Source organism: Pseudoalteromonas shioyasakiensis (genome assembly GCA_013391845.1).
Taxonomy (GTDB): domain Bacteria; phylum Pseudomonadota; class Gammaproteobacteria; order Enterobacterales; family Alteromonadaceae; genus Pseudoalteromonas; species Pseudoalteromonas apostichopi.
This window is the reverse complement of the sequence record CP058414.1, coordinates 2,857,086-2,883,405: the sequence shown is the minus strand read 5'-3', so window position 1 is coordinate 2,883,405 and position 26,320 is coordinate 2,857,086. Positions and strand designations below refer to the sequence as shown.

Genomic DNA, 26,320 nt, shown 5'->3' with positions numbered 1-26,320 from the left:
GATTAAGCGTATTGTACGTTAGTCGAGGCAAAAGTTCATGATATTATGTTATGAGAAACTTCCCAAACAGACTTAAAAAAATAAATAATGAAGTACAGCTCATCTTTAATTCTTTTTCTTTTTTCTTTATTACTGCTTGTGGTGAGTGGTGAAGCTACTTCGAGTGACAAACAGTGGCAAAGTTTCGTTGCTGACTATAATAAACACCTAACCCGAAAACTAAAAAGCAAAGGGATCCCAGGTGGTTCATTGGCGATTGTAAATATTGGTAATGAAGATTTTATTCGTGGTATTGGCCGAACAAAAATAGAAAAAGGTCGCAAAGTTGATAAACACACACGTTTTCGATTAGCGTCAGTATCAAAAACTTTTGCCGGCTCGTTGACCGCAAAACTTGCAGCACAAGGTGAGTTTAATATTGACGACCCAATAAGTAAGTTTATTCCTGCTTTTTCTAATACAGCTTATAAAGATGACTTAAAAATCTATCACATCCTTAGTCACTCAAGTGGCTTAGTACCTAATGCATACGATAACCTTATTGAGTCGCGTATGAGCTACCCAGACATTGTTGAGCGGTTATTGACTGTTGAACCTATCTGTAAACCAAGCGAGTGCTACGGTTATCAAAATGTGATGTTTAGCTTGATTGATTCTGTAATTTATCAATCAACACAGATGGATTACTCGCACTGGATTTCAGAGTATATATTTGCTCCCTTGAAAATGGTGGATGCCAGTGTTGGTTTTGAGGGGATGGTAAGAGATGATAATTATGCTCACCCTCATGTTCGTGGAAGAAAGCGTTGGTATACTTCACGATTAAAGAAAAACTATTATAAGGTACCTGCCGCTGCAGGTGTCAATGCCAGCGCAAATGATATGGCTATTTGGTTGAATGCGCAGTTAGGGCAGTATCCTGACGTGTTACCTCTAGAAGCACTTATTAAGCAAACACGCCCTTATACACATACTAAAAAGGAAACTCGTCGTAGAGTTTGGCGTAGTCATGTCAAAGATGCTTATTATGGATTGGGTTGGCGTGTATATAACTATGATGATGAACTGCTGTATTACCATAGTGGCTGGGTGCAAGGTTATCGCAGCGATATTGTTGTGTTTCCTCATCTGAACATAGGGTTTAGCTTAGTTCTCAATGCTGAAACCGGGTTAATTAATGAGTTAACCACTGAGTTTATCAATCGGGTACTGAAATACACTCGTGAGCAAAAATAACCTAGGTAAAAAGTTTAGTTACAAATTAATGCAAAATTTTTTTGCCTACAAAAAAGCCAGCATTTTTGCTGGCTTTTCCTTGATTCAAGATTTCCTCGGGTTAGATTAACCGCGTGGTAATTGAATCTTTTTCTCTTCGCTTTGGCGATACAACACAATTGTGTGGCCAATTGTTTGTAGTTTTGTTGCGCCTGTCTCGCGAACAATAGCATCAAAAATCAATGTCTTAGTTTCACGTTCGTCAGTAGGAACTTTAACTTTGATTAGCTCATGAATATCTAGAGCGCTTTCAATTTCAACTAAAACGCCTTCGGTTAACCCGTTTGCACCAAGTAATACAACAGGTTTTAAACTGTGCGCTTGGCCTTTTAAAAACTGCTTTTGTTTGTTCGATAATTTCATCATGTTACAAATTTTGCTGAATATGGCTTGAATTAAGGGTATTCTAACGCCATCTAGAGAATATTACTAATTAGTTACGTATTAATTTATGGCAAATAAAAAACATTCAGCCAGTTCTAAGCGTTGGCTGAAGGAACATTTCGACGATCCTTATGTTCACGAAGCGCAAAAGAAAGGCTGGCGTTCTCGTGCGGTTTTCAAATTAGACGAAATTCAGAACAAAGATAAATTAATTAAACCATCGATGGCTGTGGTTGATTTAGGTGCTGCACCAGGTAGTTGGTCGCAATATTTAGCGGAAAAGGTAGGTGACAAAGGCCAAGTTATTGCTTGTGATATTTTACCTATGGACTCGCTGGCAGGTGTTGACTTTCTACAAGGTGACTTTCGTGAAGAAGCGGTGCTTGATGCTCTATTGACACGCATTGATGGAAAAAACGTGGATGTTGTTTTTTCTGATATGGCGCCAAATATGAGCGGCAATACATCTGTTGACCAAGCTGGTAGTATGTACTTAGTTGAGTTGGCATTAGATATGTGCCACCAAGTTTTAAAGAAAAATGGCGCATTTTGTGTCAAAGTCTTCCAAGGCGAAGGATTTGATCAATACTTGCAGGAAGTACGTAATAGCTTTAAAGCGGTGAAAATTAGAAAGCCTGATGCATCACGCGCCCGTTCTCGGGAAGTTTATATAGTGGCGACAGGCTACAAACTGTAGTACAGTTGTGCTGCGTTAAGTTGAATTTAAATTAATTGGATACAAGAGGTTAACTCCTTGAGCGATATGGCGAAAAATCTAATACTCTGGCTGGTCATTGCAGTAGTGCTAATGTCAGTGTTTCAGAGCTTTAATGGTGGTGATCAGGCTGATCGCCAAACAAGTTACACTCAATTTGTTAGCGACGCTCGTAGTGGCGCTATCCAAGAAGTCTCTATTGAAAGCACAACGGGTACTATTACAGGTACCAAAACAAACGGTGAACGCTTTCAAACCATCATGCCTATGTATGATAAAGACATCTTGAATGATCTTTTAAAAAGCAATGTTAATGTTAAAGGCGTTAAGCCTGAAGAGCAGTCATTCCTCGCCAGCATTTTAATCTCTTGGTTCCCAATGTTACTGCTTATTGGTGTATGGATTTTCTTCATGCGTCAAATGCAAGGCGGTGGCGGTAAAGGTGCGATGTCTTTTGGTAAGAGCAAAGCGCGCCTGATGAGCGAAGACCAAGTTAAAACGACTTTTGCTGACGTAGCGGGTTGTGACGAAGCGAAAGAAGATGTGACTGAGTTAGTTGACTTCTTACGTGACCCATCAAAATTCCAAAAGCTTGGTGGCAGCATCCCGAAAGGCGTGTTGATGGTTGGTCCTCCAGGTACTGGTAAAACGTTACTTGCTAAAGCAGTAGCTGGTGAAGCTAAAGTGCCGTTTTTCACAATTTCAGGTTCTGATTTCGTAGAAATGTTTGTTGGTGTTGGTGCATCACGTGTACGTGATATGTTCGAACAAGCGAAAAAAGCAGCACCTTGTATCATCTTCATTGATGAAATCGATGCAGTAGGCCGTAAACGTGGTGCTGGCATGGGTGGTGGTCACGATGAACGTGAGCAAACACTGAACCAAATGCTGGTTGAAATGGACGGCTTTGAAGGTAACGAAGGTATTATCGTTATTGCTGCAACTAACCGCCCAGATGTATTAGACCCTGCGTTATTACGTCCTGGCCGTTTTGACCGCCAAGTTGTTGTTGGTCTTCCTGACATTCGTGGCCGTGAACAAATCCTTAAAGTTCATATGCGTAAAGTGCCTTTAGGTGACAACGTAGAAGCCGCTGTTATTGCACGTGGTACGCCAGGTTTTTCTGGTGCAGACCTTGCAAACTTAGTTAACGAAGCAGCATTATATGCAGCTCGTGGGAACAAGCGCGTAGTAAGCATGGCTGAATTTGATGCCGCAAAAGATAAAATCATGATGGGTGCAGAGCGCAAGACCATGGTGATGAGTGAGCAAGAAAAAGAAATGACTGCTTACCATGAAGCGGGTCACGCGATTGTTGGTCGCATGGTACCTGAACACGATCCGGTTTATAAAGTGTCTATCATTCCTCGTGGACGTGCGCTAGGTGTCACTATGTACTTGCCAGAGCAAGATCGTGTGAGCCACTCAAAAGAGCTATTAGAGTCAATGATTTCTAGCCTTTATGGTGGTCGTATCGCCGAAGCGCTAATTTATGGTGAAGACAAAGTTACAACCGGTGCAAGTAACGATATTGAACGTGCAACAGATATTGCTCGTAAAATGGTTACCCAATGGGGTCTAAGTGAGAAACTTGGTCCGTTACTTTATGCTGAAGATCAAAACGAAATGTACATGGGTGGCGGCGGTAGCCGTTCTATGAGCATGTCTGATGAAACAGCAAAAGTGATCGACACAGAAGTTCGTTTATTCTCAGATCGTAACTATCAACGTGCAGAGCAAATCCTTAAAGATAACATTGATATCTTACATGCAATGAAAGATGCACTAATGAAGTACGAGACAATTGATGCCGGTCAAATTGATGACTTAATGGCACGTCAGCCTGTACGAGAGCCGCGTGATGTTCATGACCGTCGTTCAGATGATAAAAAGCCTACAGCAAAAGCAGAGCCTGTAGCCAACGAGACAAAAGAGGATGATTCAGTAAAAAAGGATGAAACAAGCCTTGATGACAAAGCTGAATAATCGTTAAAATATACACAGCAAAAACCCCGGATGCCGGGGTTTTTTTTTAGCATTAAATTGGCTCTTTGTTAGTAGAGCAAATGCATGGAAGATTTGAAGGTAAAAATGACCGCTCTTAAATTACCCCGAGGTCGTATTTTACACCTCGATTCCCCTGTCGTGATGGGGATTTTAAATGTCACTCCTGATTCATTTTCTGATGGTGGCAGCTACTGCCAACTAGACAGCGCTGTCAAGCAAGCTCAAATATTATTAAACCAAGGTGCAAAAATAATAGATATAGGCGGCGAGTCAACACGTCCAGGGGCTCCAGATGTATCTCTTGAAGATGAGCTTGAGCGAGTTATACCTTTAGTCAAAGCACTTAGAAAAACTAGCGACTGCATTATTTCCATTGATACCAGTAAAAGTGAAGTCATGCGCCAAGCGATTATTGCTGGTGCTGACATCATTAATGATGTTAGAGCATTGCAAGAACCTGGGGCTATTGAGGTCTTAGCTCAATACCCTGAGGTGGCAATTTGCTTAATGCACATGCAAGGTCAGCCTCGCACTATGCAAAGTAACCCACACTATGATGATTTGTTTACTGATATTAATGAGTTCTTTGCAGAGCGTTTAGCCAAATGTGAGCAAGCGGGTATTCAGCAACAGCGTATTATTTTAGACCCAGGTTTTGGTTTTGGTAAAACACTGGCTCATAATTACGAAATCTTAAATAAGTTTGATGTATTTAATCAATTCAAGTTACCGGTTCTCGCGGGGTTATCTCGTAAATCGATGATCGGTAATTTATTAAATAGAGAAACACATGAACGCTTAGCGGGAAGCTTAGCAGGTGCGCTGATTGCAGCACAAAATGGTGCGAAAATTATCCGCGTTCATGACGTACAAGAAACAGTTGATGTGCTTAGCGTTTGGCAAGCATGCACGAAAGGAATAACAAATGAGTAAAACAAGAAAGTATTTTGGCACGGATGGTGTTCGCGGTATGGTTGGTGAGTTTCCAATCACTCCTGAATTTGCATTGAAGTTAGGCTGGGCAGCAGGTCGCGTATTATCAAAAATAGGGACGAAAAAGGTTATTATTGGTAAAGATACCCGTATTTCTGGCTATATGCTCGAAACATCACTTGAAGCCGGTTTAATAGCTGCTGGCATCGATGTTGTATTATTGGGCCCTATGCCGACTCCCGCGGTGGCGTATCTTACACAAACTTTCCGCGCCGAAGCGGGGATTGTAATTAGTGCATCTCATAACCCTTACCACGATAATGGTATTAAGTTCTTTTCAAGCAGAGGTTTAAAACTACCAGATGAAGTTGAGCTTGAAATTGAAGCTATGATGGACGAACCAATGACCTGTGTTGCCTCTGATAAACTTGGTAAAGCACGTCGTTTAGAAACGGCAGATGGCCGTTACATTGAGTTTTGTAAAAGCCAATTCCCGCAAGGCTTATCACTTGAAGGTTTAAAAATCGTTCTTGATTGCGCAAATGGTGCTACCTATCACATTGCTCCTTCAGTAATGCGTGAGTTAGGTGCTGAGGTTATCTGTCATGCTTGTGAGCCAAATGGTGTAAATATTAACCTTGAATGTGGTGCAACTCACGTTGAAACCCTAAAACGTAAAGTTCTTGAGCACAATGCTGATGTAGGTATTGCTTACGATGGTGACGGTGACCGTGTAATGATGGTTGACCATAATGGGCGAATTTTTGATGGTGATGACATTGTTTATATCATTGCTTGTCAAGCAGCCAACGACGATATGTTAGGTGGTGGTGTTGTTGGTACTGTTATGTCAAACATGGGTCTTGAAAATGCCTTAAAAGCACGTGGCATTGGTTTTGCTCGCAGTAAAGTAGGTGACCGTTATGTAATGGAGTTATTGCAAGAAAATGGTTGGAAAATCGGTGGTGAAAGCTCAGGTCACGTATTAAACCTTGATTTAATTAGCACGGGTGATGGCATTATTTCAAGCTTACAAGTGTTGGCTGCGATGGTTGCTCAGAATAAAACATTGCAAGACTTAGGGGCTGGTTTTACAAAGTACCCAATGAAAATGATCAATGTGCGTTACCCACAAGGCACTGATCCAACGCAAGATCAAGCTGTCGTTGATATGGTAGCACTGGTTGAAGAACAGTTAGGTGATACAGGTCGTGTATTACTGCGTAAATCAGGGACTGAGCCAGTTGTACGAGTAATGGTTGAAGCTGAACAGGAAAAGGTTGTTCTTGATAGCGCACGCAAAATTGCCGAAGTTGTCGAAACTGTGAGCAAACAAACCGAGGCATAACAATAACCTCTTGTAACTTTGGGCAAGTCGAGTTAGTATCTTGCCCGCTTTCTAATGTGGAGTGGAATAATGGCAACACGTAAGCCGATGGTCGCAGGTAATTGGAAAATGAACGGCTCTTTAGAGCTTGTTGAACAGTTATCAACTGCTATCAAAAATGTTCAATCGGATGAACTGGATATAGTGGTGTTTCCACCATTCCCATTGTTGAGTTCTTTGCAGCAACAAAACGTAACTTTTGGTTCGCAAACAGTCTCTGAAAATCATGCTGGTGCGTTTACTGGTGAAGTAGATGCCCAGTTAGTAAAAGACTTAGGCGCAACTTTTACACTTGTTGGTCACTCTGAACGTCGTAGCATATACGGTGAGTCAGATGACGTTGTTGCAGATAAGTTTGCACGAGCGCAGCAAGTTGGCTTAACACCTATTCTATGTGTTGGTGAAAGTGAACAGCAACGTGAAGCAAATGAAACTGAATTAGTGGTTGCAGCACAAATTGATGCTGTAATTAGCAAATTAGGTGTAGCAGCACTGAAGAATTCTGTGGTAGCATACGAGCCCGTTTGGGCCATTGGCACAGGTAAGACTGCCTCTCCTGAGCAAGCGCAAGCTGTACATAAGTTTATTCGTGAGAAAATTGCTTCTGCGGATAGCGAAATAGCACAGCAACTAACCATCTTATATGGTGGTAGCGTGAATGAAAAAAATAGCGAATTATTATTTGCACAACCAGATATAGACGGTGGCCTTATTGGCGGCGCGAGTCTTAAAGCAGATTCGTTTACTGCTATCTGTGAAAGTGCAAAAGGGACCGTATAAGATGTACGAAATTTTATTAGTAGTTTATTTAATCGTTGCTTTAGCATTAGTTGGTATGGTTTTAATCCAACAAGGTAAAGGCGCTGATATGGGTTCATCATTTGGTGCAGGTGCTTCTGCAACTGTGTTTGGCTCATCAGGTGCTGGTAACTTCATGACTAAAACAACAACAATCTTAGCGACGATCTTCTTCGTACTAAGTATTGTTCTGGGCAACCTTACTGCAGGTCAAATTAAAAAGACTGATGAGTGGGAAAACCTAGAGGCTGCGCCAGCTGTTGAAACTGTAACACCAGCACAAACTGATGTGCCTGTGACAGAAGAAAAAGCGTCTGACGTACCTAACTAATTAGTTTTTACTAATTATTGTTAAGTAGTTTTCATTCCTCAAGTAAACAACAAGCTTAACAACATACAGAATTGTATGCGGATGTGGTGGAATTGGTAGACACGCCATCTTGAGGGGGTGGTGGCTTCGGCCGTGGGGGTTCAAGTCCCCCCATCCGCACCAAAATTAAAAAGCCGTAACTTAATAAGTTACGGCTTTTTTCGTTTTAGTGCTTTTTAATTATACTCTGCACTTTTATAGTGCCTTGATCATTGTTTTTAAATCTTCAAATCCTCCAATCAACTGATTATCAAGGCGTTACAAATTTGGAGCCTTCCTTGCTTAGCTTAGTGTGTCTATTACTCTAAGGAAGCAAAATGGCAAGAATGAGTTATTTAAGTGCTATTGAACGCTATGAAGAGCAACAAGTGCTTATTCATAATTTACTGCTCTCAATACTGGCAAGCGTTCAGGCATCTTTAACTAACAAGCAAGAATATCAGCAGCTAGTCAATCAATATCCATTTCTAGAATTACAATATTGCTTGAATGAACAAGGTATTCAGCAGGGTTATAATGTTTGTTTTAAACGTCAATATAAGAAAAAACTCGCGCATGTAGGGGCTGGTCAGGACTTAAGCGCTCGGCCTTATTTCTTACTTGCTTCAGCTTCGCCTGATCCCCATTTTACTTCGCCGTATATTTCGACAGCAACAAAGCATTTATGTATTTCAGTTATTAAAATGATTCCTTCCGAAAAAGGTAAACAGCAATTTTTGGTAATTGATGTGTGCTTAACTGAGTTAATCGAATTTATTATGGGAGATATTAAGAGAGCAAGAATGACACCTTACTTCAGGGTTGGTTATGGTCTGATTGTTGGCTGTTTGTTTTGCTTGGTAATTTATCTGTTATATAAGGTGTTTGCTGGTATGGTGGATTTAGTCTTGAATGAAGATATACAGTCAGATCCTCTTAAGCCATTTACTATTATTATCTTTGTTACTTTAGCTTTGGCTATTTTCGATTTAGGGAAAACTATACTGGAAGAAGAAATTCTTATGCATAAGGATATTTTTCGTCACAGCTCGACAAGACGCACGATTACGCGCTTTATCTCAACAATACTGATTGCGGTATCAATAGAAGCTTTGCTTACCATGTTTAAAGCAGCACTAGGGCAAACAGAGTATGTTATACCCGCTGTTTTGATGATGTTTGCTGTAGTTGGACTTTTGATTGCTCTTGCTATTTACGTTTACTTAGGCGCTAAGGCTGAAGATGTGCTTACACAGGTTCAGCGCTTAAAAGTAAAACATTAATGAATAGGGCGCTTTGTTTAAAACGCAGAGCCCTATAATTTATTAAAGTGTACCGCCAATACCAATGCTCGGATTAACATATACAGGGCCTACTTTAAACGGCGCATTAATATCTAGGCTTGCATAGGGGGTGCAGGCGTTTAAAGCTAACAGTGCAGCCGCAAGAGCAGCTAAGCGAATCATTTTTTTATTCATTACATTTGCTCCTGAATTACAATACCAGCACCCGCTGGATCACGAATAATTGCGACGCTGCCATTACGGACTTTGTCATTTGGTGCCATCAGAACTATGCCGCCTGCGGCGGTTACTTTTAATAGGGTCGCATCAACATCAGCTACTTTGATGTAATTTACCCATGTGTTACCAATCTCGGCATCTGGTTTTTTTACAAAGCCAATAGCAGGTGTCCCATTTAAAGCTAAGTAACTGTAATTGCCATTGTTAAGTGGTTTACTTTGTGCTGAATAACTGTCAAGTGATTGATAAAAGGCTTTGCTTTGATCTGGGTTATCACTCCATACTTCTTGCCAAATCCAGCCGTTATCAGTTTGCTGAGTTTCTGGGTCACCATTAACTGTATTGATCAGCGAAAATACAGCCCCTTGTGGGTCTTCTAATACAGCAATAGTGCCACGGCCTTTAATTTCGGTACTGCTTACTAAGACTTTACCTCCGGCTTTGATAGTTTTTTCACTGACAGCAGCTATATCTTTGCTACTGATAAGGCTCAGCCAATGGCTGGCATTTTGCTTATTATCGAGCTCAGCAATGCCTGCAATTAACTTACCCTCTAGTGATGCTAGTGTATAGTTGTCGTTAACTTCTTTAAACTGCCAACCAAACACGCTGGCGTAAAATGCTTGAGATTGAGCCAAATTGGGGGTGATTAAATCGTGCCAGACAACGTGACCTGAGTTTTTTGTTCCTGAATCACTGATTGCGGGAAGTTCGCTTGAGGTAAGCTGGCAACCTACCAAGGGAACCGCTGAAACAGCCAATAAAATCGCAGTTCGTAAGGGAGTGGGTAATTTCAAAATTTGCTCCTTGCAAAATAGGGTCAAATAAAAGCATAGACCATTATTTGTTTGTTATTCAATCAAAAAACAGTTATTTAATGACCTCATTTTGATGCTTTGCCACTATTTTTATAATTGTGTTTTTAGTCTTATTAACTGTTTTGTATAAATCAGTTGAAAGTCATCGGTTGAATGTATTTAGCCTCTTAATAAGAATTCATCATAAAAGCAATAAGTTAATTATTATCTGTGTTAGCGAGTTAATATTGATTTTGAAAATTAATCACCCAGTCATAGCTTAAGTGCCAGTTACCATCTAATCAAAATGGTCAGGATGTTGAAGGTGGTTCATCGGCAGTACAGGGGTACAATTCGCCTGCAGATTAGCCTGCAAGCTTATTGATCTTATTAATATTCCTCTTGCACCACTGTAGAGCTTTTTGTTTATTTTTAACATTAATCTTTTGGTATATCTTGTGCAGGTGAACTCGAACAGTTGCTTCACTAATGAACAACGTATCAGCTATTTGATGGCATGTTGCGCCAGAGGAGAGCAAATGAAGTACTTTAGATTCTTTAAACGTTAAGTTATTTGATCGGATTTGATTTTTTTGCTCAGTTTCCAGCATTTCTCTCATCCATTTATCACTGACTGTTCTTGGAAACCACAGCGAACCCTTTTTAATTTCTTGCAGTCCTTGTTCAAAAATATCTGTTTTGGTGTTTTTATAAAATAGCCCTTTCAATTTTGGCCAGTCTTTAAGAGATAGAACGTCAGCTCTATGGGGCATGTTAAAAATAACTAGATGATGATATCCATGAGCTTTCATAAACTCACTTATTAATTCACGATTAGTCAAAGTGTCTAAAGAGTCGTAATTGAGTAGTAGAGTTTTATCATCGCTTGCAACACAGTAAGGATGAATTAAAACAGATGATACAGAATCATCCGCGTTTTTATTAATTAGAAAATCCATATTCACGTCAATAACTACCGCTAAATGATAACAAGTAATTTGTGTTCCTGATTATTACTTTTAAATAATGGAATGCCAACATAGGAAAATGTTGAGCAAATTAATGTTTAGTTAGCTTTTGATTGCTTAGGAGTATTTAATTAAACATTAGCTGAAGAAAGTACCTCCTACAAGGCGAGAAATTTCTGAAAATTGTCGTTATTTATATGAATATTAGTAAAGGTTGCTTCATGTTTGTTCATTTAAATTGTGTTACGGAGTTAGGTTCTTGAACTAAAACAAAACTAAACATTTATTTTTATTTACTATTTGCAAAGACTGCGATGACTTATAATTCTGAAATGAGATGTTAATGTGGTTTATTTATACAATTTTTGATAAAAATTAAAAAAAATATACATGTTTTCACAAAACTGACATATAATACCCCTCCAGAGGAAAGATGCTTATACCTAAGCGTCTTTTTTTATGCCTGAAATTTACGGGTAAAAATACACACACACGGTATCCTTTGGAGTTTTAATTGAAATTACGTCACCTCTCACAGTTAACTGTAGCTATTGTTGCTGCATTATCTACTTCAGCTTTTGCTGAGCAAGAAAAAACCACTGCTAAACAAGATGCTTTCGAAAAAATCGAAGTAACAGCGCGTAAGCGTACAGAAAGCATTTTTGAGTCGCCAACTGCAGTGACATCAATCGGAGAAAACCTGATTGATAAAGCGAACATAAGCAACCTAGAAGACATTGGTAAATACGTACCTAACCTAAACATCACTCGTTATGGTGTAGGTAATGCGGCCCATGCATCTGTATTTATTCGTGGTATTGGTTTACAAGACCACGTGATCACAACCGATCCAGGCGTGGGTGTTTACTTAGACGGTGTTTACCTAGGTCGTCAAATGGGCTCAAACTTATCATTACCAAATGTTGAGCGTGTAGAGGTATTACGTGGTCCACAAGGTACCTTGTATGGTCGTAACACGTTAGGTGGTGCAGTAAATATTATTACTAAGCAACCTGGTGACGAAGGCATTGTAACGACAACGGCAAAAGTAGGTAGCCGTGGTCGTTTAGCCGGTGACGTTTACTTTAATAACAGCCTTACCGACACTGTAAGCATGTCTGCAAGCGTGTCTTATAAGCAACGCGATGGTGTAGGTGAAGCGATTAACCTTGCTAACCCAGAAAAAGAAATCGGTGAAGAGCAAGAACTAAGCGGTCGTATGGCGCTTAAATGGCAAGCAAGCAGCGATTTATCTTTTGTCTTCTCTGTTGATGGTGTTGATAACGAGTCAGGCCAATCGCCATATACAATTGAATTAACCGCGCCACTTGACCCGAATGACCCATTCAATGGTGATTTTCCATTGCTAACAGAAGATATGTTACCAAGCGATCCTGATGATTTAGCAACAACTGCAGCGGGTATTGAGTCGACGGCTTATTCAGGCTGGGGTACTTCATTAACAGCTGATTGGGACATAAATAATACTTACACAGCTAAGTTCATTACCAGCTACCGTAGCTCAGAGTATGAAGGTGGTCTGGATGATGACGCTGTTGCTCTTAACTTATCTGAATTCCCTGAAGAAGGCGGCGCAGATCAATATTCATTCGAAATCCAATTAAACGGTAGTTTTGATAATATGGATTTTGTATCTGGCTTATACTTCTTTAATGAAGATGGTTTCACAAGCTCTGGTCCGTTTGTATTTAGCCCGTTTAATACACCAGATGGCTTTCTGAATGATGGTACTACAGCGTCGTTTGGTGATTACGGTTACTTTGATATTAATCAAGAGACTAACTCATACGCGGCTTATATTAATGCAAGTTATGATCTAAGCGACGATTTAACTGTAGGTGGTGGTCTACGTTATTCGAAAGATAAAAAAGAAGCCGATGCTTTGTTCCCAACCTTTGCGGCACGTAAATATGTAAGTGCAGATTTTGATGCAGTAACATGGGATTTAAATGCATCGTACCAGCTTAGCAATAACATGAACGTGTATGGCCAAATCCAAAAAGGTTATCAAACAGGTGGTTTCCCACCGCGTCCATTTGGTGGCCCTGATCAATTTGTTTCTTTCGACGAAACAAAAGCGATTAACTATGAGCTAGGCCTTAAAGGTCAGATACATGAAGACGTATCTATGATGCTTGCTGTGTTTGTTACTGATTACACAGACCTTGCATTACCATTCTCAGATCCAACTGCAGGTGGCGGCTTTGTTACTATCGTAGAAAATGCGGGTGAGTCTAAAGCACAAGGTATTGAGCTTGAGACAACTATCGCATTCACTGATGACTTTACTCTACGCAGCGCAATTGGTTACCTAGATTCAGAAATTACAGAAGTTGATGACGGTGTATTAGGTATTGGTAAAGGTGATTCACCAGCACTCACACCACGTTGGACTGTTATGGTCGCACCTTCTTATTTCATTGATTTAAGTAACGGTGGCACAGTTGCTTTAAACGCTAACTACTCATACCGTAGCGATATGCAAGGCCAATCAGTTTACAACCAAAGTGAACACATTGATTCTCGTGAATTAGTAGGTTTTAATATCTCTTACTTAAACCCGAATGGTGACTTTGAAGTAACTCTTTACGGTGAGAACGTGTTAAACGAAGTATACGATGTGGGTCGTTTACAACAATCTGGTTTTGTTGGTGTAATGCGCAGTAATGACCGCAGTGAGTTTGGCTTAAAATTCAAAAAAGAATTTGAGCTTTAATTGATACAAAAAAGGGCAAGTAAATACTTGCCCTTCTTTTTAATTATTTTTCTCTTGCTCGCGTTTTTCGCGTGCTTCTCTTAACTCTTCAGCAAGTTCCTTTGCTTTTTGCTTGGTTTTTTCAGAAAGCTCACCAGCAGCTTCTTTGCTTTCAATCCATGCATCTAAGGCAATTTCTTTACCGTCGTCATACATGCTCAAGCCCATCTTTTTACTCTCTTCGAGTAACTCTTGCAGCGAGTCGTCGTTAAACTCATTGGTGGCGTCTTTTACATCGCTCCAAGCATCGGTTAGCGCCTGCTTTACTTCATCTTTTGCTTCGTTGGCATCTTTTTTGGCTTGCTCTGCATCATCACAACCCGTTAAGGCAATACAGCCAAATAAAACTAAGCTTGCTAATTTGTTCATATTTTTCTCTAATGGTTAATCAACTATTAAGCAGTATAAGCAATAAAAAATGAATATAGCTAGAACAGCACGATTAAGTTTTCGGTTAATGGATGAAAATGATGCCGATCTACTTTATGAACTCGATAACGACCCTGAGGTAATGAAATATTTAACTCGTGGCAAAGTAAGCAGTATGGAGACAATCAAAGAGGTATTTATTCCTCGTATGAATGCTTATCGAAATGAGCAAAAAGGGTGGGGGCTATGGCAAGTAAATATCAACGACAGCGATACCTTTATCGGTTGGGTATTGGTAAGACCCATGGGTTTCTTTGAACAGCCTGATTTCAGTGATTTAGAAATTGGTTGGCGCTTTAAGCAAATGAGCTGGGGCAAGGGATATGCATCTGAGGCAGCACTAGCTGTTGCGCATACGGTGTGTCAGGACCCTGTAGTTAAATCGCTTTCAGCGACTGCATTGAAAGAAAATGTAGGGTCTATAAAAGTGATGGAAAAGTTGGGTCTAACTCATGTAAAGGATTATATGCATAATGATGAGCATGGCGACATACCAGCTGTACTTTATTCGTGTTTTAAAGAGCAGCTTGGGCAAGTTAATCGTAACTAATTGACCTTAAGGGTTACACATGTCTAAATGGTCAAAATAACATCAAGAAAAAGGAAGTACCATGGCAAATTTAGTCAAATACGCGGCACATCTATTCATCGTTACCGCGATATTCTTTCATCCGTTAAGCTTTGCAAAGCAAGCGGCTGTAGCTATGCCAGATAGTTACAGCAGTGATACTGCACGCGCTATTTTAGAGCAGGGCGGTAACGCTGTTGATGCTGCAATAGCTGCACAATTTGTATTAGCTGTCACCCTGCCTGAAGCAGGTAATATAGGTGGTGGTGGCTTTATGCTGATCCAAAAAGATGGCAAAGGTGATTTTATAGATTACCGCGAAACAGCCCCTGCTGCAGCTCATCGCGATATGTACCTTGATGATAAAGGCAATGTTATTGACAACATGTCGGTATATGGTATTCACGCAAGCGGTGTTCCGGGAAGCGTTGCTGGTATGTGGCTTGCACATCAAAAGCACGGCAGTTTAGAGTGGAAAACTTTGCTAGAGCCTGCAGTTAAGTTAGCAGAACAAGGTTTTGTGGTACATCCCAAATTAGCCGCCAGCATTGAGCGTTACATTAAGCGCATGGCTAACAAGTCGGTCAACATTAACTTTGCAGATTACTTTGCTGATGCCAAAGCAAACAAGGTATTCAAGCAGCCGGAACTTGCCGCCACACTGAAACGTATTCGTGATCAAGGTAAGGCTGGCTTTTATGAAGGTGAGACAGCAAAGATCATTGCTGATTTTATGAAGCAACATGGCGGTATTATTAACGAGCAAGACTTAAAAGCCTATCAAGCTAAATCACGTACACCAATCAAAGGCAATTGGCGCGGTTACGAAGTGCTCACATCGCCACCGCCAAGTTCTGGTGGCATTGCTATTTTACAGTGGCTAAAAATGTATGACCTTGCAAAACCAAAGGAAAATCTTGAACACAACTCTACAGCGTATGTACATATTTTGGCTGAAGTAGGTAAACGCGTGTTTGCTGATAGAGCTGAATATTTAGGTGACCCAGATTTTTATGAAGTGCCAAAAACAGCTCTACTTGCAAATGATTACCTTGCTAAACGAGCAAGTACAATTCGCCCAGATGTCATTTCAACAACCGAGAATATCAAACCAGGTTTGTATGAAAGCGAGCAAACAACGCATTTTTCCATTATTGATAAATGGGGCAATGCAGTCGCTAATACCACGACGATAAACCTTAGCTTTGGTAGTGGTGTGGTTGTATCGGGCGCTGGTTTTATTTTGAATGATGAAATGGACGACTTCAGTGCCAAACCAGGTGTGATGAATGTATTTGGTGCAATTGGAGGCAAAGCTAACGAAATTCAACCTCATAAACGTATGTTAAGCTCAATGACACCAACAATTTTACTTCAGGATAATAAAGTAAAAATGGTTACTGGCTCTCCTGGTGGCACCACGATTATTAGCTCTGTGTATGAGTCTATTTTAAATGCGGTTGAATTTGATATGACTGCAGAGCAAGTGGTAGACAGCCCACGCTTTCATCACCAGTTATGGCCTAAAAATGTGATTAGATATCACACAGGTCTTGAACCAAAGGTTGTTAAAGCCCTAGAGAAAATGGGTTATACACTTGATGAACGCCATTTTGGTGATATGCATGTAATCATCAATAAAGACGGTAAATTAGATGCGGCATCTGAAGCATCTGGCCGTGGTAAGGCGATGGTGTTTTAATTAAACTTTAAACCAGACACAAAAAAAGCACCCGAGGGTGCTTTTTTCGATTTGATGAGCTGTTTAACCAATAGCTGGAATAAGCCCCGCCATTTGTAAACCTTGAGCACTAATAATAAGCACACCAAACAGGGCGGCGAGTGCTAAACCAATATTACCGCCTTTAACTTGGTAACCCGCATCAGGTTTGCTGCTTCGTTGCTTATAGACCATAGCAACCGGTAAAAACACCGCTAAGATAACCAGTGCAATGGCGGCGTAGCCAAGTGCCATGATAAACCCTTGTGGATAGAATAGCGCAAAGCCTAGTGGTGGAATAAAGGTGATCAAGGCGGTTTTGATTCGATCTTTACTGCCATTACCTTTTTTAAATGCATCAGCAAAAAAGTCGAATAAACCTAAACTTACCCCTAAGAAAGACGTAGCTAATGCTAAATCAGCAAAAATGTTCACAGCAGTGGCAACATGTGGGCTGTGAGCAATGCTAGCGACACTGCTAACAAACCCAGGTAAACCTTGGCTTTGAAGTAAATCGCTTTGACTCATCATACCTTGGCTTAGTAATTGCCAAAAAATGTAAATTACTAAAGGCAGTGCTGCGCCTGCCACCATCACTTTACGAAGTGTTTTAATATCTAAACCCACGTATTTCACAATCGACGGAATAGAGCCATGAAAACCAAACGAGGTAAACACCACCGGGATTGCAGATAAAATCAGACCTTGTTCAATCGGCATTTCAAGTAAGTGTTGGCCGTGAACATAAGGCGTCAGCATGTAAAATAAGCTGGCTAATACACACACTTTAATCGTGAACAGTACGCGGTTAAGCTTATCAACTTTGCTGGTACCGAGTGTCACCACAGTACCAATCACAATAGCCAGAATAACTGAACCAACTTGTGGCGCTAAAGAAAGCGATAAACCATTGTTGAGCTTTTCTTGTAATTGCGCGCCGCCACCTGCGATATATGCGGCGCATAATGCGTAAAACAAAAACATTACTGAAAAGTTTGCCACCCATTGCCCACGTTTACCTAACCATGATTTAGCTAACGTATTGAGGGTTGCATCTCTGTCGGCATATTGATGTAGCTCTAGCATCAGTAATGCTGTGTAGGTCATTAAAACCCAAGTTAAAAAGATGAGTGATAACGCTGTTGTGAAACCAAGCCCTGCAGAGGCTATAGGCAATGCCAGCATCCCTGCACCTATGGTGGTGCCAGCAACAATTAACATGCTACCTATTGTTTTATTTTTAAGCACTTTATGACCCTTAAACTTCGTGAGAGGCAAGCAAGATATAACTTGTTTAACAAAACTTAAATAGTTTTGTTATAAATCAAAGAAATTAAATGTAACCTATGATTTACATGTGCAAACAGGCTGTTGAAATCAGCAAAGAACTTTTTGCCAAATAGCATGAGTATTAGTGTTGACAAAATCACCATTTAGGCGGATTCTTAAGCTTCTTCAACTTACTTTTTAAATACCATGATGCAGCTAAACCAACGACCAACAAACAATTGTATGCGCCTGACTTCGTCAGTCGTGTGGTCTGTTATGTGCTGCGGTTAATTAAGTAAGTATTACTAACCGCGTTCTAAGCGGTTGGTTATTTCCCTTTTAAATTCTCTTCCGCTTTTTTCGCCTTTTTAAAGGAATAAGCTTGTGCCTGTTAAAGCCTCATATTTTTTAATGGTGGTGATTTGGTCAACAACACCACTGGGTATTGTTTGGAGTAGTGAAACGGTAGCACCAACCCTGGCTGTGTTTTTACGCATGCTGGTGGGGCTGGTGTTGGCTTCGTTTGTCGTTGCTGTAGCCAACATTCGAGTACCTTGGCATCGGCGTGCTTTATTCCTTTATGGCTATTCAAGCATAGGTATTTTTGGTGGTATGTTATTAAGCTACATGGCTGCTAAAACTGTGCCTTCAGGCTTAATATCATTGATGTTTGGCCTTGCACCGATCTTATCGGGCTTACTTGCGCAAAAGATTCTGAACGAGCCTAAGTTTAGTGCCATTAAGCTTAGCGCACTTGGCTGTGCCTTAATTGGTTTGTTTTTAGTGAGCCAACGCCATATTCAAGGTGGAGTAGAGCAGTTAAGTGGCCTGTTATATGTGTTTATGGCAGTGTGCTTTTTTAGCTTAAGTGGTGTGATGATCAAGCGAGTAAGAATAGCCATTCACCCAATGGCTACAACATTTGGTGCTTTGGTATTTGTAACCCCACTGTTTTTTATTACTTGGTTGCTTGTAGATGGTCAACTAAATAGCCAAGTATGGAGTGCAAAGTCACTGTACTCAATTGTTTACTTAGGCGTGTTTGGTTCATTAATAGGTGCGCTGGCTTATTTTCATGTCTTGCAAAAGTTGAACGCCAGCACAGTAGCGTTAACAACTTTGATCACGCCAAGTTTTGCAATCGCGATTGGTGGTTTGCTTAACGCTGAACCAATTGACCAAGCACTGATTGTTGGCGCGACAATCATTATGGTTAGCCTAGCGTTTTTTCAGTTTGGGGATAAGTGGCTAAAGCGCTTTAAACGCGTGAAGTCGGTAGAAATGAGTTAAGGCAAGTAGCCGCTACGGCGGCTACTACATTTTTGCAATTTGAATGACTAAACGACGGTTTTTGTTTCGGTCTAAAATGTTGTCATTGCTGGCGACATGGCGCTTTTCACCGTAACCATCGGTATCTACTTTGCTTTCATCAATCCCTAAACTAACAATGTAATCTTTAATGGCCTTCGCGCGTTTTTTCGATAGCTCTAGGTTGTTCCAGCGACCACCGTAGCTATCGGTGTAAGATGATATTGAAATAGATTCAATGTTGGTGTCGTACTTTAAGTACTCGCCAATTTTATCCAAGCGTTTTTGCGATGATTTAGTTAGCTTGCTGGTATTAGGTTCATAATTCATGATTGTGAACGAAATATCCTCAAAGCTGTATGGCAGCATAGCATCTCGGCATTGTAAAAACGCCCAATATGCTTGTTTAAAGTTAACACTCGATAAGCCAACGGCAATTTTATCGGCACTGTTTTGCCAGTCTTGGTAATAAAATGTAGGTTGATAACCTTTTTCAAGTTCGGTAAGCATTTCCCAAGCGGTTTTATTGCCAAGCTCGCCATCAAACTTACGTAATAGCTTCATATTCGCCAAGTCGCGAGCAGGCATTCCTGCACGCCAACTAGGAGGTACAGCTTTTAGACCTGCAATACTGTAGTTGTCTGGGCGTACGACCATATCAAGGTTAAAGTTTACGTCTTTATTTTTACTGGCAGTGGTGCTGAAAATTGCTTCACCATAGTAAGGAACTTCATGATTTAATTGGCATTCTAAGCGAGATGTTTTAACCATTTGCCAGTTCGACATATCAGCATTAGCGGTATATTCACGCATGGCTGCATGCGCATTTATACTTGCAACTGAGGTTAATAGGCCTAGGCTTAAAGGAAGTAATGAAAGCTTCATCACGGTAATTCTCCAACAAATCATCAATGCCAAATAATTGGCAATTTTTGTGTTTAATAGCATAAGAACACTAAACACTGGGCTAGCTGATTATTTTAAAGCAAGTAATGTGCCTAAAAGCTAAGTAAGAATCTGCGATTTCACACTATTTACTCTAGCAGAGTAGCCGTGGTTTTTGACATAATAGCCAGCTTACACTGGCAAACCAAGAAGACTATGGAAAATACTGAACAAACTCTTTTCGCAAAACGCTTTCGTGGCTTTTTTCCTGTTGTGATTGATGTTGAAACCGCAGGTTTTAACAAAGAGACCGATGCGTTATTAGAAATTGCTGCATCTGTACTTAAAATGGATGACGATGGCGTGTTAAGTATTGATCATACTGTGCATTTTCATGTTGAGCCATTTGAAGGCGCTAATATCGAACAAGCAGCCATTGAGTTTAATGGTATTGACCCTTTCTCTGCACTTCGTGGCGCTGTACCTGAGGAAGAGGCGATTAAAGAAATCTGCAAAGTAGTGCGTAAGGCACAAAAAGCAGCAGGTTGTCAGCGTTCAGTTGTAGTGGCCCATAATGCAGCGTTTGATCATGGCTTTTTAAATGCAGCAATTGAGCGTTGTAAAATTAAACGTACGCCATTTCATCCATTTGTTAGCTTTGATACCACATCACTTGCGGGGCTTGCATTAGGGCAAACTGTTTTAGCCAAAGCGTGTAGAACTGCCGGTATTGAGTTTGACAATAAACAAGCTCACTCAGCACTTTATGATACCGAGCGCACAGCAGAATTGTTTTGTTTAATTGTAAACCGCTGGCAACAACTAGGTGGTTGGCCATTGCCTGAAACTGAAGCAACAGAAGAAGAGCAAGACTCAGCCGCTAAAACGACTGAGTGATCTTTCCTTCAAAAAACCGCACCATGTTAGGAGGGTAAATACGTGAAAACTGTTTACTCTCTTGCGCAATCTTAAGTTCCACCCCAGGATGCATTAATTCATTCACTTTTAAACGACTTGTTGCTAATAAGCGGGCAATCTTAGTTTTGACTAAGTGTTTCTTTTTCTTTGTATTTGCCGATTTTATTTTAATCTGCTGCTCGCTGGCTGTGATCTTATTAATATAATGAGCACGCTGGGCTGGGTCTGATATTTTATTGGCTTTTTTTCGCGCTTGTTGTAAAGCAGCTGCTTTCGTTGCTAATAACTTTTCAAAATCATTAATTTGTTGCTGCTTCTGGCGTAAATCATGCCAGTACTGAGCAATGAATACTCGTGTTTTAGTACCAGATGGTGCCCCGAGCTCGCCAGTTTCAATTCGCATGGCATCTAAAATATTACCCCCAATAATTTTGCCTCGCGGATTGTTGGCTTTGCCAACACGAATTAGGCGGCGAGCGCTTAAATCACAATGTAAGGCTTGGCGCTCGATGAATAAATCTTGCTCTGTTTTTATATGGCAGTACTGAGCATAACCAACAGAAATAGTGCGCGAAGCCGTTATGTTGCAAGTAAAGTTTTCGACGTTCTCACGTTTTCTACCAACAGCCCCTAGCATAACGGTGACTTCACTTTTACTCTCAATTGTGGCTGATTCAACAAAACCTAATACGGTGATATCACCCGTGGCTTTAACTCGCATTCCATCTTTTACATCACCACTGATAATGACACTGCCATCAAACTCCACATGACCAGTACTTACATCAACATGATGAAAACACAATACATCATCAACTCGCATACCGCGGGGTAGGGCAACAGGCACACCCTTAGCATCGGCAATCAGCATATCACTATTATTTGGATCAATACGCGTCCCTTCGAATGGCTCAAGAGGGAAGTCTTTACCGGGTTTTGCAGGCATTACATCACCAAATACCGTAAAGCCATCTTCACCGGGTGTTGCAGCAACTCTTTGCATCAATGGTGTGCCAGGTTTAACGGTAATAATGGCACCCAAATTACGCATATCGACTTTACCGCCAGAGGTAGCTTGTGGGCTCAGTACGCGGTCTTGTGCTGTTGAGCATAAACGAACGAATTTAGCATCAGTGCCTTCTTTGGGCATTCTGCCATGGGCTACTATTGCGCTGTAATGCGCGCCTGGTGGTTGTTTAAATTGTTGGCCTAAGAATGTATCGAGGGCGCGCATACTAATGCCTTTAATAACACCTGCTTCTGCAAGTACCTCTTGAGCCATATCCATACTTACAATTTGACCGCCACGCGCCGTTGTTAGATTTGCTTCAACCACCATGTTTTTAGCATCGACTTTAACTTCAAGATGAGCATCAACCGCTTTAGCAACTACCAAAGATTGGGTTTGATATTGGCTGCTCGGTGTAAACAACTTGCCAATATTAGCATCAATATATTCGTAGCTGGCATAAGGAGACTGCTCAAGTAATTCAATTAACTGAGTACTGGTAGTTGGAAAACCCGCATCTCGAGGATGCTCACACAAAGAGACATAGCCGCTTTGTTCATCGAATGAAAACATCGACATCTGAAAAGCCCTGTAAAAAACTGCCTGTTATTATAGTTATGTGTTGTTACAGGTTATTTTAGAGAAGGGTAACAACGTTTCCTATTTCAGCACAACTTTTGTACTATGTTAAGATAATGTATGCATTAAATGTAAAAATATGTATAAAAAGAGTCTTTTCTTGCTTAAAAATTCAGCATCTAAAGGCACTTAGCAAAAATTTCCCGATTAATACCTTGAGTATGAATAGGCTACTCAGTTATACTGCGTGAACACTCTGAATGAGATACCAAATTCAGGGGCTGATTAGGATTCGACGGAATTCAAGACGCCCGAGGTGCATGTCGAGGTGCGGTTGGCCTCGTAAAAAAGCCGCAATTTAAAGTAATCGCAAACGACGATAACTACGCTCTAGCGGCATAATAGCCCGCTAGCACTTCTCCGGTGTATGTCTGTGGACCCGGTTCTGAAGTGTCACCCTACACGGACTCGCTACGGAAACCCTGGCCGGGGTTGAAGGGCTAAAACTAAGCGGCCTCGCCTTTGCAGATCGTGTTCGTCCGAGCTGTATAAGGTTAACTAAAAGACGATACTAAGCATGTAGTACCAAAGGTCGAGGCTTTTCGGACGGGGGTTCAAATCCCCCCAGCTCCACCAAATATGAAAAAGGCTGCTCTCAGAGCAGCCTTTTTTATTACGCGATTTTCAAAGTATCAATTTTACTTAGCCTTAGGCAATTATTAAACCTTTATTAGAAGCCGCTTTTGCTCTGTCAAAAATCCAATTTTTTCTAGCAGTATTTATTACGACTCTAATTACAAACTTTATTGTTACATATTCAACGGCTTCAGAATTACAGGGGAGAATTTGACCAGAAAGTTTGTTGTTAGACTTAGCTTGTTAAAAAAGCACTTTAGATTCCTAAAACCATTTTATCAGCACCAACTAAGTAATTCATTAACCTTCTTCTGCTCTAAGGTGGATGAGATGAGCTCGCCTGATAGAGGGAGGGCTTTTAGAACAGTCAATTAAGCCTTTTTGCTGAAAGATATAAAATCGCCCTGACTGATTTATGTCAAATCATAGCCAGAGCGATGTCATTATACAACTTTATTTAATTAGTAGATTCTTTTGAAGAATACGTCGACTACATCTATTTGTTCACCAGATTCTTTTATAGCTTTTGACCAGTAAAGTAATCTGTTTCCCTCTATCACGACATCACGTTTCTTGAATTTCAACTTAAATTCTTTGATGCCATATTCACCTGGTTGAGATAGCTCACCTTCTTGAGTAATACCGTCGGAGTTTACATCGTTCCAAAGCAACAAACTCCCCCATATACGATCTTTACCACTTATAACACCATCGGTGTTACCCCCGAACTTTTTCTGGTCGTACTGCTTTAATGCTTTGAACCCATCTTTGGCAGTTTTACCACTATTAAGAAGTTCAGTTCCCTCACCAAATAGCTCGGAGCCGTCATCAATAATACCGTTGCTATTCTCATCAATCGCCAAAAATACATCATCACTGCCCTCAGCTATCCATTGAAATGCACTGAAGTGACTCGAGTTAAATAGGTCAAATGTAACTCCAGTATTTGTGGAAGAAAAATGAAATCCATTATTTCCCAAATCTATCAAAAGAGGACTACCGTCCGGCCCACAATCACTTTCCGCATTAGCTAAATTATCAAAATGATTGCTATAGCTAAATACAATTGGGCCAACAACATTTTTATCTTTGTTGTCGCAAGTTTCCCCTTGAGCACCAGTTATTGGAGCTAGGGCATCTGAAGAAAGCTTATTTTTAACTATATATCCCCTTGTTATCCCATTACTAAATGTTGCAATGATAGTATCGCTATTATTGATAACGTTCCATGTGTATTGTTGAACAAAATATCGCCTGACTTCATTTGCATCACTATATATTTCGCCTGTATAAGGGGCTTCAACATCCACTCTGTATGTTTTCGCTGCATATGTATTGAATGCACACAAAACTATCAGTAATAAAATTAATTTTTGAGCTAATAAATCCATCATTTTTTGTTATCCTTTTCAATGTTTAATACAAATATTTTCGTTAAGAGGTTGCCAGTCTCTAAATAATTCCAGATTTGGAATTTCGATTGTATTACTAAATCCTAAGCTAGTTCGTTCTTCCCTCCATTCCGTAATAATTCCTTCAATTTCCTCGTTAAGCTGAACAGGTAATTCAAAAGGTTTTTCCACCCCTGCAACCTCCGCGTATCCAGGTGAAATGATTAATGCAGCATAACTATAAGCTTCTGATTTTAAATTTAGTTCCTTGAGCGTAGTTTCATCAAAATCGTCCCCAAATCTTGACTCTATTTTAAAAGTATCAGAATATGCAGACAATGCTAATACGGCGCCATTTACAGAAGCACGCCATAACCATTTCCGTGCTTTTACTATTATATTTTTATCAAATTTTTTAATATCATTTGTCGCACGATAAGAAAGATCTCTGGATAGTAAGGGGTGCATAAATCTGTCATGGAATGAATGCCACATATAATTCATTCCCAATACATACATTGCTTCAGGAGATTCACTTTGATTAATCAAACTCACTAATTCAGCTTCACTTAATAAAGTTAAAGCTTGATCTACAAAGCTAGGGTCTAATAAGTTATCTGTATAAAAACTTTCTATATCGTTTACATGCTTCAAAGTCTTATATTCTTTCGACGTATAACACTTTTTCTCTTGTATAAGGTGAGCTGCTTCATCTTTTCTTGCTGGAGTCCATCCCCTTGGTCCAATAGAATCTTTTTTTAATGGTATTTTTGACTCCGTACTTATATTGAGAGATACCTGTTGGTCTTTTTTATTTCTGCTTTCTATGAATACGGCTTGATAGCCAAAAATGACCGAAGCAAAAATAAATGCAAAAAAAATTACCTTTTGCAAAATGTTTTCCTTTTTTTGAAGTAAATTACTTTAACTTTTCGCTAACCTAAAGAATATTCAATCTATTATTCTTTAGGTTAGTTAAACCCTTTAAAATTACTCTTCAGTTAAGTCTTCTATAGTTAGCACAATATGTTTGTTTCCAGTAATGCTTTACGTTTGTCATCTAAGCAGACGAGGTTGGTAGCTTGTTTGATTATTTTTAAAATAGTATGCCCATCTTCGAAAACAACTTCATAGTCAGGGCGTTCTGCTTTACTTAAGTTAGGCAAACCAATGCTAATTACTATTTCAAATGCTGCGAGATAGATAAAAGGTGTTGCATGTTTATTTAATAAGGGGGATTTTTCAATAATTATTGAGCAAAAACGGCGGGCTAAGGCTGCTCCTCTTGAAAAACCAGTGATAATAACTTGATCGCCTTTTTTTTCAGGCGATATCCGCTGATTAATTAACAAAGAGCACCAGTTGCTATAGGTTCCAAAATCTTGGTAATAAAAGCAGTTATCGACATTACTGTGTATTGATAGACCTTTATTCTCATCATCCTGAAGATTACCACCTGCCATGAAGTGAAATTTCAAAATGTTGGTAATATTATCGTCTTCTTTTTTGCCTTTTTTAACGATTTGTAGGATGTCTTCTGGCTCATTGCCTGTGCCATCAAAGTTAAAAATATGAAGTGCCATAACTCCTCCTTGAGTAAATGAAACTAGCTAACAGCTTCGATACTTCATGATAGCTAAGGTTTGTATATTCAATTGGAAGTTTAGAATTAACGACTATTTATGTAACTCAGAAA

Annotated in this window: 24 protein-coding genes, 1 tRNA gene and 1 other RNA gene; 15 read left to right on the top strand and 11 right to left on the bottom strand. The window is 40.1% G+C overall.

The annotated features are described in order from the left end of the window. Positions 1 to 87: 87 nt before the first annotated feature. Positions 88 to 1,236 carry a beta-lactamase family protein gene (locus tag HYD28_13205; GenBank protein QLE09828.1) on the top strand — a complete coding sequence of 383 codons (1,149 nt, stop codon included), beginning with the start codon at positions 88 to 90 and terminating at the stop codon, positions 1,234 to 1,236. A gap of 105 nt (positions 1,237 to 1,341) precedes the next feature. Here the strand turns inward: HYD28_13205 and yhbY are convergent, their stop codons facing one another. Beyond that, positions 1,342 to 1,638: a ribosome assembly RNA-binding protein YhbY gene (gene yhbY, locus HYD28_13200; GenBank protein ID QLE10563.1), complete on the bottom strand. Its 297-nt coding sequence runs from the start codon at positions 1,636 to 1,638 to the stop codon at positions 1,342 to 1,344. Between the two features lie 88 nt (positions 1,639 to 1,726). On the opposite strand from yhbY, the gene rlmE reads away from it, so the two are divergent. The 8 genes from rlmE (at position 1,727) to HYD28_13160 (ending at position 9,131) form a co-directional block, all read left to right on the top strand. Continuing rightward, entirely contained in the window at positions 1,727 to 2,356 is a 630-nt protein-coding gene (rlmE, locus tag HYD28_13195) for a 23S rRNA (uridine(2552)-2'-O)-methyltransferase RlmE (GenBank protein ID QLE09827.1), read from the top strand. Between the two features lie 57 nt (positions 2,357 to 2,413). Next, a complete protein-coding gene (ftsH, locus tag HYD28_13190) occupies positions 2,414 to 4,360 on the top strand; it encodes an ATP-dependent zinc metalloprotease FtsH (GenBank protein QLE09826.1) in 1,947 nt (648 codons plus the stop codon). A 105-nt stretch (positions 4,361 to 4,465) separates the two neighbouring features. Further along, the gene (folP, locus tag HYD28_13185; protein QLE10562.1) at positions 4,466 to 5,314 is read left to right on the top strand and encodes a dihydropteroate synthase; all 849 of its coding nucleotides are present in this window, start codon (positions 4,466 to 4,468) and stop codon (positions 5,312 to 5,314) included. Beyond that, entirely contained in the window at positions 5,307 to 6,662 is a 1,356-nt protein-coding gene (gene glmM, locus HYD28_13180; protein ID QLE09825.1) for a phosphoglucosamine mutase, read from the top strand. The genes folP and glmM overlap by 8 nt, the downstream gene beginning before the upstream one ends. A 69-nt stretch (positions 6,663 to 6,731) precedes the next feature. After that, on the top strand, positions 6,732 to 7,481 hold the full coding sequence (locus HYD28_13175) for a triose-phosphate isomerase (protein ID QLE09824.1): 750 nt from the start codon (positions 6,732 to 6,734) through the stop codon (positions 7,479 to 7,481). 1 nt (position 7,482) lies between these two features. Next, positions 7,483 to 7,830 (top strand): preprotein translocase subunit SecG, encoded by a 348-nt coding sequence (secG, locus tag HYD28_13170; protein ID QLE09823.1) that lies wholly within the window; start codon positions 7,483 to 7,485, stop codon positions 7,828 to 7,830. A gap of 77 nt (positions 7,831 to 7,907) precedes the next feature. Next, positions 7,908 to 7,992 (top strand) — tRNA-Leu (locus tag HYD28_13165). 194 nt (positions 7,993 to 8,186) lie between these two features. Further along, positions 8,187 to 9,131 (top strand): general glycosylation pathway protein, encoded by a 945-nt coding sequence (locus HYD28_13160; GenBank protein QLE09822.1) that lies wholly within the window; start codon positions 8,187 to 8,189, stop codon positions 9,129 to 9,131. Positions 9,132 to 9,173: 42 nt separating this feature from the next. On the opposite strand, the gene HYD28_13155 is transcribed toward HYD28_13160, so the two are convergent. From HYD28_13155 to HYD28_13145, 3 genes are all read right to left on the bottom strand, one after another. Beyond that, positions 9,174 to 9,326 carry a hypothetical protein gene (locus HYD28_13155; protein ID QLE09821.1) on the bottom strand — a complete coding sequence of 51 codons (153 nt, stop codon included), beginning with the start codon at positions 9,324 to 9,326 and terminating at the stop codon, positions 9,174 to 9,176. Then, entirely contained in the window at positions 9,326 to 10,168 is an 843-nt protein-coding gene (locus tag HYD28_13150) for a VOC family protein (GenBank protein QLE09820.1), read from the bottom strand. The genes HYD28_13155 and HYD28_13150 overlap by 1 nt, the downstream gene beginning before the upstream one ends. 365 nt (positions 10,169 to 10,533) lie before the next feature. Continuing rightward, positions 10,534 to 10,980: a response regulator transcription factor gene (locus tag HYD28_13145; protein ID QLE10561.1), complete on the bottom strand. Its 447-nt coding sequence runs from the start codon at positions 10,978 to 10,980 to the stop codon at positions 10,534 to 10,536. Between the two features lie 670 nt (positions 10,981 to 11,650). Here HYD28_13145 and HYD28_13140 point away from each other — a divergent pair. After that, positions 11,651 to 13,873, top strand: coding sequence for a TonB-dependent receptor (locus HYD28_13140; protein ID QLE09819.1), 2,223 nt, complete (start codon positions 11,651 to 11,653; stop codon positions 13,871 to 13,873). 39 nt (positions 13,874 to 13,912) lie between these two features. Here HYD28_13140 and HYD28_13135 read toward each other — a convergent pair whose 3' ends face one another. Next, positions 13,913 to 14,281 carry a hypothetical protein gene (locus HYD28_13135; protein ID QLE09818.1) on the bottom strand — a complete coding sequence of 123 codons (369 nt, stop codon included), beginning with the start codon at positions 14,279 to 14,281 and terminating at the stop codon, positions 13,913 to 13,915. 49 nt (positions 14,282 to 14,330) lie between these two features. Between HYD28_13135 and HYD28_13130 the strand changes: the two genes are divergently transcribed. Together HYD28_13130 and ggt are read left to right on the top strand one after the other, a co-directional pair. Next, positions 14,331 to 14,891 carry a GNAT family N-acetyltransferase gene (locus tag HYD28_13130; protein QLE09817.1) on the top strand — a complete coding sequence of 187 codons (561 nt, stop codon included), beginning with the start codon at positions 14,331 to 14,333 and terminating at the stop codon, positions 14,889 to 14,891. Between the two features lie 61 nt (positions 14,892 to 14,952). Continuing rightward, complete coding sequence (gene ggt, locus HYD28_13125; protein QLE09816.1) at positions 14,953 to 16,611, top strand: gamma-glutamyltransferase; 1,659 nt, start codon at positions 14,953 to 14,955, stop codon at positions 16,609 to 16,611. 63 nt (positions 16,612 to 16,674) lie between these two features. Here ggt and HYD28_13120 read toward each other — a convergent pair whose 3' ends face one another. Then, the gene (locus HYD28_13120; protein QLE09815.1) at positions 16,675 to 17,877 is read right to left on the bottom strand and encodes an amino acid permease; all 1,203 of its coding nucleotides are present in this window, start codon (positions 17,875 to 17,877) and stop codon (positions 16,675 to 16,677) included. 405 nt (positions 17,878 to 18,282) lie between these two features. On the opposite strand from HYD28_13120, the gene HYD28_13115 reads away from it, so the two are divergent. After that, the gene (locus HYD28_13115) at positions 18,283 to 19,188 is read left to right on the top strand and encodes a DMT family transporter (GenBank protein ID QLE09814.1); all 906 of its coding nucleotides are present in this window, start codon (positions 18,283 to 18,285) and stop codon (positions 19,186 to 19,188) included. 24 nt (positions 19,189 to 19,212) lie between these two features. Here the strand turns inward: HYD28_13115 and HYD28_13110 are convergent, their stop codons facing one another. Next, positions 19,213 to 20,091, bottom strand: coding sequence for an OmpA family protein (locus HYD28_13110; protein QLE10560.1), 879 nt, complete (start codon positions 20,089 to 20,091; stop codon positions 19,213 to 19,215). Positions 20,092 to 20,307: 216 nt separating this feature from the next. On the opposite strand from HYD28_13110, the gene rnt reads away from it, so the two are divergent. Next, a complete protein-coding gene (rnt, locus tag HYD28_13105; protein QLE09813.1) occupies positions 20,308 to 20,988 on the top strand; it encodes a ribonuclease T in 681 nt (226 codons plus the stop codon). On the opposite strand, the gene HYD28_13100 is transcribed toward rnt, so the two are convergent. Then, positions 20,972 to 22,597 carry a DUF342 domain-containing protein gene (locus HYD28_13100; protein QLE09812.1) on the bottom strand — a complete coding sequence of 542 codons (1,626 nt, stop codon included), beginning with the start codon at positions 22,595 to 22,597 and terminating at the stop codon, positions 20,972 to 20,974. The genes rnt and HYD28_13100 overlap by 17 nt on opposite strands. Before the next feature lie 277 nt (positions 22,598 to 22,874). Between HYD28_13100 and ssrA the strand changes: the two genes are divergently transcribed. Further along, positions 22,875 to 23,233: a transfer-messenger RNA gene (gene ssrA / locus HYD28_13095) on the top strand. A gap of 461 nt (positions 23,234 to 23,694) precedes the next feature. Here the strand turns inward: ssrA and HYD28_13090 are convergent. From HYD28_13090 to HYD28_13080, 3 genes are all read right to left on the bottom strand, one after another. After that, complete coding sequence (locus HYD28_13090) at positions 23,695 to 24,627, bottom strand: hypothetical protein (GenBank protein ID QLE09811.1); 933 nt, start codon at positions 24,625 to 24,627, stop codon at positions 23,695 to 23,697. A 15-nt stretch (positions 24,628 to 24,642) separates the two neighbouring features. Further along, positions 24,643 to 25,518, bottom strand: coding sequence for a hypothetical protein (locus HYD28_13085; GenBank protein QLE09810.1), 876 nt, complete (start codon positions 25,516 to 25,518; stop codon positions 24,643 to 24,645). Positions 25,519 to 25,640: 122 nt separating this feature from the next. Further along, complete coding sequence (locus HYD28_13080; GenBank protein ID QLE09809.1) at positions 25,641 to 26,207, bottom strand: DUF2235 domain-containing protein; 567 nt, start codon at positions 26,205 to 26,207, stop codon at positions 25,641 to 25,643. Positions 26,208 to 26,320 lie beyond the last annotated feature (113 nt).

Excerpts from the sequence above, each read along its gene's own strand:
- HYD28_13205 (QLE09828.1), top strand. The coding sequence starts at position 88 with ATGAAGTACAGCTCATCTTTAATTCTTTTTCTTTTTTCTTTATTACTG.
- yhbY (QLE10563.1), bottom strand. The coding sequence starts at position 1,638 with ATGAAATTATCGAACAAACAAAAGCAGTTTTTAAAAGGCCAAGCGCAC.
- rlmE (QLE09827.1), top strand. The coding sequence starts at position 1,727 with ATGGCAAATAAAAAACATTCAGCCAGTTCTAAGCGTTGGCTGAAGGAA.
- folP (QLE10562.1), top strand. The coding sequence starts at position 4,466 with ATGACCGCTCTTAAATTACCCCGAGGTCGTATTTTACACCTCGATTCC.
- glmM (QLE09825.1), top strand. The coding sequence starts at position 5,307 with ATGAGTAAAACAAGAAAGTATTTTGGCACGGATGGTGTTCGCGGTATG.
- HYD28_13175 (QLE09824.1), top strand. The coding sequence starts at position 6,732 with ATGGCAACACGTAAGCCGATGGTCGCAGGTAATTGGAAAATGAACGGC.
- secG (QLE09823.1), top strand. The coding sequence starts at position 7,483 with ATGTACGAAATTTTATTAGTAGTTTATTTAATCGTTGCTTTAGCATTA.
- HYD28_13160 (QLE09822.1), top strand. The coding sequence starts at position 8,187 with ATGGCAAGAATGAGTTATTTAAGTGCTATTGAACGCTATGAAGAGCAA.
- HYD28_13155 (QLE09821.1), bottom strand. The coding sequence starts at position 9,326 with ATGAATAAAAAAATGATTCGCTTAGCTGCTCTTGCGGCTGCACTGTTA.
- HYD28_13145 (QLE10561.1), bottom strand. The coding sequence starts at position 10,980 with ATGAAAGCTCATGGATATCATCATCTAGTTATTTTTAACATGCCCCAT.
- HYD28_13135 (QLE09818.1), bottom strand. The coding sequence starts at position 14,281 with ATGAACAAATTAGCAAGCTTAGTTTTATTTGGCTGTATTGCCTTAACG.
- HYD28_13130 (QLE09817.1), top strand. The coding sequence starts at position 14,331 with ATGAATATAGCTAGAACAGCACGATTAAGTTTTCGGTTAATGGATGAA.
- ggt (QLE09816.1), top strand. The coding sequence starts at position 14,953 with ATGGCAAATTTAGTCAAATACGCGGCACATCTATTCATCGTTACCGCG.
- HYD28_13110 (QLE10560.1), bottom strand. The coding sequence starts at position 20,091 with ATGAAGCTTTCATTACTTCCTTTAAGCCTAGGCCTATTAACCTCAGTT.
- rnt (QLE09813.1), top strand. The coding sequence starts at position 20,308 with ATGGAAAATACTGAACAAACTCTTTTCGCAAAACGCTTTCGTGGCTTT.
- HYD28_13100 (QLE09812.1), bottom strand. The coding sequence starts at position 22,597 with ATGTCGATGTTTTCATTCGATGAACAAAGCGGCTATGTCTCTTTGTGT.
- HYD28_13090 (QLE09811.1), bottom strand. The coding sequence starts at position 24,627 with ATGATGGATTTATTAGCTCAAAAATTAATTTTATTACTGATAGTTTTG.
- HYD28_13080 (QLE09809.1), bottom strand. The coding sequence starts at position 26,207 with ATGGCACTTCATATTTTTAACTTTGATGGCACAGGCAATGAGCCAGAA.